Origin of the sequence: Acidaminobacter sp. JC074, from assembly GCF_022496765.1 — a bacterium.
GTDB lineage: Bacteria > Bacillota > Clostridia > Peptostreptococcales > Acidaminobacteraceae > JABXKX01.
This window is the reverse complement of the sequence record NZ_VANV01000016.1, coordinates 157,431-169,023: the sequence shown is the minus strand read 5'-3', so window position 1 is coordinate 169,023 and position 11,593 is coordinate 157,431. Positions and strand designations below refer to the sequence as shown.

Below are 11,593 nucleotides of genomic sequence, written 5' to 3'. Positions count from 1 at the left end.
ATTCATATCCATATTCGGATCCTCCTTATGATTCATTTATTCTGGTTGGCGAACCATCTTAATCGTATCATAAGGAGGTAAAAACACCGCTCATAGCTAAAGCTTTTTAGAACCACTGGTCGAACCAGTGGTTTTCTTTTTACAATAAGAACTCAGCACATCGAGTGCTTCGTTGCTTATGAAAACAAGTTTTCATTACAATGAAAAGGTCTAAAGAGCAAGTCTTTAAACCTAAACAAACAATTCAATTAATCTAGTACTTGAAATATCTAGTTTTTTATATGCAAATATCTCTTGACCATTATCAATGGCCTCTTCAGCTTCTAATATCTTTTGCTTTTCATATTTCTCTGTGGCTTCTTTCATCCTCAGCTTAAAAGCTCTTGATCGTTCCACAGCACTGATAATTGCACCACTGGTCATATCTTTCATAGACATATCTTTTGATGCCCCAGGGGCATTTTTCAAACGCTTCAAAGATGCCATGGATGCTTCATCTAAACCTTTTGGAATATAAACGCTGACTTGTCCACCTTGAATATACTTCTTGCCATCTGGACCATAGGTATAGACATAAGAAGACGAGCCAACGGAAGATCCTCCGACGACACCGTGTGCAAGCTCATGGCTTTTAACATAGTCCTCCCAGGACTCAAGCCTTTCTATTTCGTCCTTAATCTGACGTTCTTTGGCAGTTTCAGCCTTAACAAAACTGACGTCTTTAACTTTGAACTTTTCATCTGAAGGAAGGACATTTTGGGTATAAGCTGAATATTTAAGAGACTGAAGCATAAGACCTCCTATTTCTATTCATTATATACCCACTATATTTACCTTAAACCTTTAGTATTAAAGCATCTTTCTTAAGAACTCTCCAGTGTAAGAACCTTGATGCTCTGCAACTTGTTCTGGCGTTCCCTCTACAACCACTGTACCACCACGGTCACCACCGTCCGGTCCTAGGTCTACAATATGGTCAGCACACTTGATAACATCTAGGTTATGCTCAATAACAAGCACCGAGTTGCCTGCATCTACTAGACGATCTAATACCTTGATTAAATGCTCAACATCGGCCATATGAAGACCTGTTGTTGGTTCATCAAGAATATAGAGCGTTTTACCTGTCGACCTCTTAGATAACTCTGTAGCAAGCTTAATACGCTGTGCCTCACCACCTGATAATTGAGTAGATGGCTGACCCAATCTGATATAATCTAAACCTACATCTGATAAAGTCTGTAGTTTATTTTTAATCTTAGGAATATTTTCAAAGAAAGTTAATCCTTCTTCTACTGTTAAATCTAATACTTCAGAAATATTTTTACCCTTATACTTTACTTCTAATGTTTCTCTATTGTAACGTTTACCTTTACATACATCACATTGAACATATACATCTGGTAAAAAGTGCATTTCTATCTTATTGATACCGTCACCATTACAAGATTCACATCGACCGCCTTTAACGTTAAAGCTGAATCGCCCCTTCTTGTAGCCACGTGACTTGGCTTCTGGTACCAAAGCAAATAAATCTCTAATATGATCAAACATACCTGTATAAGTCGCTGGATTAGACCTTGGTGTACGTCCGATAGGCGACTGATCAATATCAATAACCTTATCTATAACTTCTAAGCCTTCTACACGGTCATGTTTACCAGCTTTTCTCTTATTTCTTAAAAGTTTATTGGCAAGAGACTTATATAAAATTTCATTAACTAAAGTAGATTTACCCGAGCCAGAAACACCAGTGATACAAACCATCTTACCAAGCGGGAATGATACATCTATTTTCTTTAAGTTGTTTTCTTCTGCACCATAAACTGTTATGGCATGACCATTACCTTCACGTCTAAGTTCAGGAATGGCTATTTGACGTTTACCTGAAATAAACTGACCGGTAATAGACTTCTTATTTTTTACAATCTGGTTAACTGTACCTGATGCAATGATCTCACCACCGTGTTCACCAGCGCCAGGACCAATATCTAAGACATAATCAGCACTTTTAATGGTATCTTCATCATGTTCTACAACAATAACGGTGTTACCGATATCCGTCAGATTTCTAAGTGTACCGATCAACTTTTCATTATCCTTCTGGTGTAGACCAATAGAAGGCTCATCTAGAATATAAAGGACACCTACTAAACTTGATCCAATTTGAGTGGCAAGTCGAATACGCTGAGACTCACCACCAGATAGTGTAGAAGCAGAACGGTCTAATGATAAGTAGTCTAAACCAACATCACTTAAAAACTGGAGTCTAGCAATAATCTCCTTTAAAATCTGTTCAGCAATCACAGTGTTATTTGTATCAAACTCAAGTCCTTTAAAGAAAGCAAGTGCGTCCTTTACAGAAAATTTGGTTGCATCATCAATGTTCTTTCCACCAACAGTTACAGCTAGAGACTCATCTTTTAGTCTTCTACCATGACACTTTGGACATGGGTTTAAAGACATGTATTCTTGAATCTTGTTTCTCATATAATCAGAGTTTGTTTCCTTAAATCTTCTCTGAAGATTGTTGATTACACCTTCAAAAGGTGCTTTGTAGGTTCTATAATCATCATCGAACTTTGAGGCAAATCTAAACTCGATGATACGACCATTTGAACCATAAAGCAGTTCATCTTGACACTTCTTTGACAAGTCTTTAAATGGCGTGTCTATGTCATGACCATGGTGCTCAAGAATGGATGCAAACATTTGAACATAGTAAGTCCCTTCAGCACTTGAAGAAAAAGGTGCAATCGCCCCATTTCGAATAGATAAATTTTTATCTTCAACAACAAGAGCTGGATCAATCTCTAACTTATGGCCTAAACCTTTACATTCTGGACATGCCCCATATGGTGCATTAAAGGAGAACATTCTTGGTTCCATTTCAGCAATACCTGCGCCATGCTCTGGACATGAGAAGTTTGTATTAAAGATCTCATCCCCATCTTCCTTATGACAAATTAAAACACCTTCTGTAAGTTTTAATACAGTCTCTACTGAATCTGTTAAACGTTTTTCAATTCCAGGCTTAACAATCAATCTATCTACAACCACTTCAATGGTATGTTTTTTATTCTTCTCTAATTCAATTTCTTCACTGAGTTCACGCATCTCACCATTAACACGTACACGAACATAACCATCTTTTCTGATCATGTTCAGATCCCTTTTATGGGTACCCTTCTTACCAACTACGATAGGTGCCAGTAGCTGGATTCGAGTTCTCTCCGGGAATGACAATATGTTATCTACAATTTCATCTACACTTTGTTGTGAAATAACTCTACCGCAAGTAGGACAATGTGGTGTACCTACTCTAGCAAATAACAGTCTGAAGTAATCATATATTTCTGTTACTGTACCAACTGTAGATCTAGGGTTTCTATTGGTTGTTTTTTGATCTATGGATATGGCTGGTGATAAACCTTCAATGTATTCAACATTTGGCTTTTCCATTTGACCTAAGAATTGTCTAGCATATGATGACAAACTCTCTACATAACGTCTTTGCCCTTCTGCATAAATGGTATCAAATGCAAGTGACGATTTACCAGACCCACTCAGACCAGTGATAACAACAAACTGGTCTCTAGGAATCTTTACATCGACATTCTTTAGATTATGCTCCTTAGCACCTTTTATTTCTATAAACTTCTTAGACATGTTGCCTCCGATTATTTCTTATCAATTAACTTTTCTAAGTCTGTGATTTTATCTCTTAACTCAGCCGCACGCTCAAACTGTAAATCGCCTGCAGCCTGCTTCATCTCATCTCTTATATTTTCTATTAACTCATACAGGTCTTCTGCATCATATTCTGACATTTCTTCATATAATGCATCATCCTCTGCAACATGCGTTGCCTTGATTTCATCTCTAATTGTCTTTGAAATGGTCTTTGGAATAATACCATGTTCTGAGTTATAATCTTCCTGTAATTTTCTTCTTCTAAGTGTTTCATCAATTGTCTTCTGCATGGATTTAGTAATTCTGTTGGCATACATAATTACCTTACCTTCAGAGTTTCTTGCAGCACGACCAACGGTCTGAATCAAAGATGTTTCAGAACGTAAAAAACCTTCTTTGTCTGCATCTAATATGGCAACCAATGAAACCTCTGGCAAGTCAAGTCCCTCTCTTAAGAGGTTGATACCAATAAGTACATCAAATTCACCTTTTCTAAGGTCTCTTATGATATCTAGACGCTCAAAAGTATCAATATCCGAGTGCATGTACTTAACCTTAACATTGAGCTCTTTAAAGTAGTCTGTTAAATCCTCTGCCATCTTCTTAGTCAGAGTTGTAACCAGTACACGCTCATTTTTCTTAGTACGGTTCATGATTTCTGTATAAAGGTCATCAATTTGACCCTCTACAGGTCTGATATCAATTGGCGGATCAAGAAGACCTGTTGGTCTGATAATCTGCTCAACTACCTCTTTACTGTGTTCCTTTTCATAAGGTCCTGGTGTTGCAGATACGAAAACTGCTTGTTTAATCAGTGACTCAAACTCATCAAAATTAAGGGGTCTATTATCCATGGCAGATGGCAATCTAAAACCATAATCCACTAAGGTTTTCTTTCTTGATTGGTCACCAGCATACATACCTCTTATTTGAGGGATCGATACATGGGACTCATCAATAACAACCATCCAATCATCACCAAAGTAATCCAGTAGTGTATAAGGTCTACAGCCAGCTTCTCTACCTGAAATAGGTCTTGAATAGTTCTCTATACCTGAACAAAAACCAACTTCTTTTAACATTTCAATATCATAATTGGTTCTTTGCTCAATACGCTGTGCTTCTATAAGCTTACCTTGTTCCTTAAAGACTTGAACTTGCTCTATCATCTCGTCTTCAATTCGCTTGATGGCAGCGTCAATTTTTTCTTTCTGAGTAACATAGTGAGAGGCTGGTAAAACAGCTACATGATCTCTTAAACCCAATATTTCACCTGTGACAACATTCACTTCAGAAATCCGATCTACTTCATCGCCAAAGAACTCAACCCTATAGGCAATCTTATCATTTGAAATTGGAAAAATCTCTACTACGTCACCACGTACTCTAAAAGTACCACGAACAAATGAAATATCATTTCTATTGTATTGAAGCTCAACTAATTTCTCTATCAATGACTCGCGTGATTTTTCCATACCAGGACGGAGTGATATAACCATGTTTTTATAGTCAACGGGATCACCAAGACCATATATACAAGACACTGATGCAACAACAATAACATCATCTCTATCAAACAAAGACAAGGTCGCGCTATGCCTAAGTTTATCAATTTCATCATTAATAGATGAATCCTTTTCAATAAAGACATCAGCTCCAGGTATATAAGCTTCCGGTTGATAATAGTCATAATACGAGACGAAGAATTCTACTGCATTGTTTGGAAAGAATTCTTTGAACTCTGCACAAAGCTGACCTGCCAAAGTTTTGTTATGGGCTATCACCAAGGTCTTCTTTTGGACTTTTTCAATGACATTAGCCATGGTAAACGTCTTACCAGAGCCTGTAACACCTAAAAGTGTTTGATACCTTTCTCCACTTTCAATGCTCTTGACCAATTTATCTATCGCTTCAGGTTGATCACCTGTTGGCTTGTATTCAGATACCAATTCAAACTTCTTCATAAAACCTCCTACAAACGTACGTTCGTTTCAATTATATGACTTTTATGACCATACGTCAACTATTTCATTGTACACTATTTTCGTAAAAATACAATAATCCTGGTCACCCAGGATTACTCAACAATAATATCTTTTTTACTCAGCCTTTTTTCAACTGCTCTTGTAAAGACCATTTGCATAACCGCAACAACAGGGACTGCTAATAACATACCCAGCACACCCATCATTGAACCACCAACAAGTATACCTAATATAATCCAGAAAGGAGACAAACCAACTGAATCCCCTAATATCTTAGGTCCTAAATAATAACCATCAAACTGCTGGAGTCCAAATATAAATAGACCAACCCATACAGCTTTAATAGGACTTACAAACAAAGTCAGGATGATAGCAGGTACCATACCGATAAAAGGTCCGAAATATGGAATCATATTGGTAATACCGACAATAATGGCTATTAAGGCTGCATAAGGTGTTTGAAGGATAACAAGTCCAATGAAACACAGCATGCCAATAATGGCCGAATCAATGGTCTTACCAATGATATATCTAGAAAAAATCTTGTTAACATCACCAAAGAAGATGATGGTCAAGTCAGCTTGCTTCTCCTTAAAGAAACCATAAACGATCTTTTTTAAGCCAACTTGAAACTTTTCCTTGTCCAACAATAAGTATACGGCAATAATAAAACCGACAATGATCTTAAATGTACCACCAAAGAAGCCACCTACAAAGCCAACTAAACCATTCAGAACACTGTTTAATAAATCAGGTATGCTCACAATATCAGTTGACAGTTTATCAATGGTCAAATATTCGCTGAGACCTAAGTCTTTATACCATGATGTAGAAGCCACATTGTCTTGGAAATACTCGATGGCCATCTCTTGATAAGTTTCAATATTACCAGCGAGTTCTACTACATTCTCCACAATCATTGGAATAACGATGGTAATCAAGGTGATGATGATGCCGATCACAATCACATAACAGCTCAAAATGGCAAGTATCCTAGGCATCTTAAACTTCCTTTGAAAAAACTTCATCATAGGATTTAAGACGTAGGCCACACCGATTGCCCAAAAGACGGGTTGTAGTACCCTTAAAGCACCAACAACCAGAAGTCCAAACTCATCTATTCGGTCGACCAACTTAAATAAAACCAAACCAATAACCAGGATTGGTAAAAACTCTAAATAAGGAATTTTGTTTTTCATTGAAAACCTCCTACTCCTCACATTATAACACAAGTCTACAAAGACCTTAATTTAAAATTGGGTTAAAAAATAATCCCTGACAGTTTGTCAGAGATCATCACTTTTTAAAACTCTTTAAATGCAAATTGATTTTCAATATCGTCCCATACATAACCGATTGAAACATAATCAATGCCACCGATTTGATCAAGTCTTGTTTCCTTAGGTGTACCGCCTAAAGCTTCAAGGAAACCACATGCAGGGTTGTCTTTTAATACCCAAACAATCATACGTTTAATTTCTGACTTAACCAATGTTTCTGCAGATCTTTGTAATAACTTATGACCAATGCCTTCACCTTGGTAACGGTCTAATACATAAATCATTGAGATTTCACCACGGTTTACACCAAAGTCATCTTTTGTTACTTCTGGTGTTGCATAACCAACAATCTCACCAATTTTAGACTCAGCTACATAGATTAAAGCTTCCTTATTTAACAGATTCATAAAGTTTCTTTTTTGCTTGTCATAGTTAATGTTTTCTAAATAATCCTGATCAATAATTCCACGATAAGCTGTCTTCCAAGTTTCTACATATACTTTTGTAACGCCTATACTATCATAAATACTTGCTTTTCTAATGATCATACTAAACTCCTTCTAAAATCTTAAAAGATTTCCACGAATATATATTATAACACATGATTGGTTATTTGGAAAGCATCAACTCTTCCATAACTTCTATAGCTTTGTCTAACTGAGGATCCTGCTCTGGATTAGGATCTAATATATTTATACTACCCTCAAATGGTACAATGTAATCGGGTGTTACACCAACTTGATGAATGACATTGTCATTTGGCGTAAAATACTGAGAATAAGTAATCTTATAACCTGTCCCATCCGTTAAATTTGTAATCCCCTGAACGATACCTTTACCAAAGGATTGCTCACCTACTATCACGGCACTTTCAGAATCTTGTAAAGCACCTATAAGTATTTCTGAAGCACTGGCACTCTTTTCGTTGGCAATACAAACCACTGGAATGTCGATGCTTGATGCATCTGACTTGTAGGTCCTCCTATTGTCTTCATTATCAAGTGTATAGATGATTAAGCCGTCTTTCATTAACATATCTGCTATATCCGTAGATTCGGCAACCAATCCGCCAGGATTGTCTCTTACATCAAGAATCAAACCTCTAATACCTTCCTTTTGAAGGCTCTTAAGGTGATCCTTAAACTCCTTAGAAACATCAGTACCAAACTGATAAATATGGATGTAGCCAATACCGTCTAAGTTTTTAGAAGATATAAATGGAATATCTACTCGACCACGTTGTAAATTAAATACCATAATTTCTTCGTCTCTGTTAACAATAACCTCTATATCTGTACCTTCTTCACCAAGCATGATATCAATGAGCTTTTCATAACCACTATCTTCAATGGATACACCATCCACTTCGATAATAAAATCACCAGCTAGAATACCGGCTTTCTCTGCAGGTGATTCTGGAAAGACTCTTGTAATGTGAATATCGCCTTCGCTAACATCACTCAGCACACCAATCCCAACATAGTTGCCATTGGTAGAATCATGGTAAGCTTCTAATTCCTCTTCAGTAAAGTACCTAGAATACTTGTCACCAGTTGCTTCAAACATCCCGCGGTACATACCGATTTCTAACTCTTCTTCGCTTATTTCTTGATAAAACTCTTCGAGTATTTCCTCTTTAATTTTTTCTGCTTTTTCATACTTCTTGTCCATGTCTAGCAAGCGGTCATATTTGATACTAGAGATAAGCACTGCATGTTCAGTAGTTATCAGTACCATGCCGATTGCCAGTGTCACAAGTACACCTAGAACAAAAGGTAGCAGGCTTTTCTTCAGTTTCATTTAATTACCTTTCACGTATTCCATTGGATCTACAAACTCACCATCTTTTCTAACCTCAAAGTGAAGATGAGCACCTGTTACATTACCCGTAGAACCAGTAATGGCAATATTTTGACCTCTTGTAACATCATCACCCTTTTTCACAGTTAGGCTTTGATTATGTGCATACAAGGTTACTAAGCCGCCACCATGGTCAATCATAATACACTTACCATAAGATGAAAGCCAGTTTGACCAAATCACCTTTCCGTTATTGGCTGCTACGACTGTGTTGCCGTTACCACCAATATCAATACCAGTATGAAGTTTCATAACATTTAATATCGGATGCAGTCTCATACCAAATGGTGAAGTTACTCTGAACTCTCCTGGTACAGGCCAAGTCATTTCACCACCAACATACTGTTGCAAGAGTTCCAGCTCTGCAATGATGTTTTTAACTCTCTCTGCATCTTCATAAGTATCATCAATTTGAATTTCCAGTGCTGCTATATCCGATTCCAAAGCAGCTTTCTGAACTTCTAAATCGTTAATTTGTGCCTTCAATTGACTACGCTTACCTTGAAGTTCATTTTCAAGAGCAAGTAGCTTTTCTTGTTCCGCTTCTAAATTCTGCTTCTTTTCATCTACTAACTGCTTATCTCTGTCCATCTGATCAATTAGAGCTGTATCCGATTCCACGATTCTTTGTAGCATTTCGATTCTTGTCAATAAATCCTCAAAGTTTTTGGAATCCAAAATAACCTCTAAATAACCGATGGTGCCATTCATATACATAATACGAAGTCTATCATCCATTAAGTCTGTTGTTTCTTCTAAGGCCTGTTTGGCAGCTGCCAATTCTAAAGTTGCCTTGCCGATTTCAACTTTGTTAAGGTCGATATCTCCGTTTAATTTTTCTATTTCATCTTCAGTATTTCTAACACTGTCTTCAAGAGAACGGATGTTTCTAATCATAGCGTTTTTTTGATTGACAAAGTCACGATGGGAATCATCTAGCTGACTCAATTTTTCTTCAATCAATTCAAGCATTTCTTCTTGCTGCTCGATATCATCGCCAGTTGCGTACACACTAGAAACAGAAAACACCAGGATGAAAAATATAAGTAATGTCTTTTTCAATTCTGCCTCCTATACGTTTAGATACCTTCTTACCCCCCATAAAGAACCAAGTGCACCAATACCTGCACCGACAGGAATGAATACTTGTAAGAGATCATTCATTACACCTGAAACAGGAATGATGTATTGGGCAACTAATATGTATACATTGTCTGACAATGCGTCAAATGTAAGCGAGTAACCGAAATAGATCAAGGCAGATGCAATACCAGCACCTAACAAGCCCAAAATCGTACCCTCAAGAATAAATGGCCATCTGATAAACCAGTGAGTTGCACCAACATATTTCATGATCTGTACTTCTGTTTTTCTAGCATTAACAGCTAATTTGATGGTATTATTGATAACAAATGTTGAAACAAATAAAAGAATAGCAATGATACCTAAACCTAAGTCTCTAACATACTTCGTTAAGTTATTGATCGTATCAATTACATCTCTATAATAGTTGATTTGCTCAATACCAGGTATGGTTTTCATTTTTCTAACAACGCTATCAGAATAAATTAAATTATCAATTTCTACAATAATCGAATTAGGTAGCGGGTTTCTATCTTCAAGTCCTGCAAGAACCGAAGCATATTGATCCCAATCGTTTTTCATTTTCTCTAGTGCTTGCTCTTTTGTTTCAAAAGTAACCCCAGCTACTGATTCTAAGCCTTCAATTTGATCACTAATATTGTTCATCTGATCAATACTGAGATCCTCTTCTAAAAACACTTGAATCGAATCAAACTGAGCCGAAGCATATTCAGATAGATTGGATATGTTAACGATTAAAATAAACACAACACCCAGTATCAACAAGGTTGCTGCAACTGAAATAACTGAAGCAAGTGTCATGGTTCTATTACGCCATAGATTGACAAAAGCTTGTTTTATCACATAAAAGAAAGATCTAATCATCATAGCCGTACACCCCACTCGCATCATCACGTACTATACGACCATTTTCTATGGCAACAACACGCTGTTTCATATTGTTAACGATGTTCTTGTCATGTGTTACCATGATAATCGTTGTACCAGCCCTATTGATACTTCTAAGGAGTCTCATGATTTCCCAAGAAGTTTCAGGATCTAAGTTACCAGTTGGTTCATCACAAATAAGAATTGGCGGATCATTTACAATGGCACGAGCAATGGATACTCTTTGCTGTTCACCACCAGACAGTTCATTTGGCATAGATTTTTCTTTGCCGTCTAAACCAACCATTTGCATGATTTTCTTAACCAGTGGTTTAATCTCCTTTGACTTAGTTCGAGTAATTTCCAAGGCAAAAGCAATGTTTTCATAAGCAGTCTTATTAGGCAAAAGTCTAAAGTCCTGGAAAACGACCCCTGTTTTCTTTCTAATTCTAGGTACACGTCTGGCGTGCACTTTTGTTATATCTTCACCATCCATTACAATCTTGCCTTTGGTTGGCTGCAGTTCTTTTAAAAGTAACTTGATCAATGTTGATTTACCAGCGCCACTGGGCCCTACAACAAAGACAAACTCCCCTTCTTTTATTTCTAAATCTAAACCATTTAGTGCGTTAACACCATTGGGATAACGCATAAATACTTTTTTCAAACTTATCATTCGAAACTCCTCTATATAAAATGTGTCTATTATTCATACATACACTATTATTATACTACATGTTGTGGTTGATTACCTGCTTTTTAACATTACAATTGAAATACAATTCCTGTAACTTAGTCCAGACC

At 36.8% G+C, this 11,593-nt stretch carries 9 protein-coding genes; all 9 read right to left on the bottom strand.

Going from position 1 to position 11,593, the window contains the following annotated elements; translation table 11 throughout:
* Positions 1-231: 231 nt before the first annotated feature.
* Positions 232-792 carry a putative metalloprotease CJM1_0395 family protein gene (locus EZV73_RS18645; RefSeq protein WP_240841914.1) on the bottom strand — a complete coding sequence of 187 codons (561 nt, stop codon included), beginning with the start codon at positions 790-792 and terminating at the stop codon, positions 232-234.
* Between the two features lie 57 nt (positions 793-849).
* Positions 850-3,669: an excinuclease ABC subunit UvrA gene (gene uvrA, locus EZV73_RS18640; protein WP_240841913.1), complete on the bottom strand. Its 2,820-nt coding sequence runs from the start codon at positions 3,667-3,669 to the stop codon at positions 850-852.
* A gap of 11 nt (positions 3,670-3,680) precedes the next feature.
* Complete coding sequence (gene uvrB, locus EZV73_RS18635) at positions 3,681-5,657, bottom strand: excinuclease ABC subunit UvrB (RefSeq protein WP_240841912.1); 1,977 nt, start codon at positions 5,655-5,657, stop codon at positions 3,681-3,683.
* A 113-nt stretch (positions 5,658-5,770) separates the two neighbouring features.
* On the bottom strand, positions 5,771-6,877 hold the full coding sequence (locus EZV73_RS18630) for an AI-2E family transporter (RefSeq protein ID WP_240841911.1): 1,107 nt from the start codon (positions 6,875-6,877) through the stop codon (positions 5,771-5,773).
* Between the two features lie 104 nt (positions 6,878-6,981).
* A complete protein-coding gene (locus EZV73_RS18625) occupies positions 6,982-7,506 on the bottom strand; it encodes a GNAT family N-acetyltransferase (protein WP_240841910.1) in 525 nt (174 codons plus the stop codon).
* A gap of 61 nt (positions 7,507-7,567) precedes the next feature.
* A complete protein-coding gene (locus tag EZV73_RS18620; protein WP_240841909.1) occupies positions 7,568-8,758 on the bottom strand; it encodes a S41 family peptidase in 1,191 nt (396 codons plus the stop codon).
* Positions 8,759-9,880 carry a murein hydrolase activator EnvC gene (locus EZV73_RS18615; RefSeq protein ID WP_240841908.1) on the bottom strand — a complete coding sequence of 374 codons (1,122 nt, stop codon included), beginning with the start codon at positions 9,878-9,880 and terminating at the stop codon, positions 8,759-8,761.
* 9 nt (positions 9,881-9,889) lie between these two features.
* Entirely contained in the window at positions 9,890-10,789 is a 900-nt protein-coding gene (gene ftsX / locus EZV73_RS18610) for a permease-like cell division protein FtsX (protein ID WP_240841907.1), read from the bottom strand.
* Positions 10,779-11,465 carry a cell division ATP-binding protein FtsE gene (gene ftsE / locus EZV73_RS18605; protein WP_240841906.1) on the bottom strand — a complete coding sequence of 229 codons (687 nt, stop codon included), beginning with the start codon at positions 11,463-11,465 and terminating at the stop codon, positions 10,779-10,781. Before ftsE ends, ftsX begins: the two co-directional genes overlap by 11 nt.
* Between the last annotated feature and the right edge of the window lie 128 nt (positions 11,466-11,593).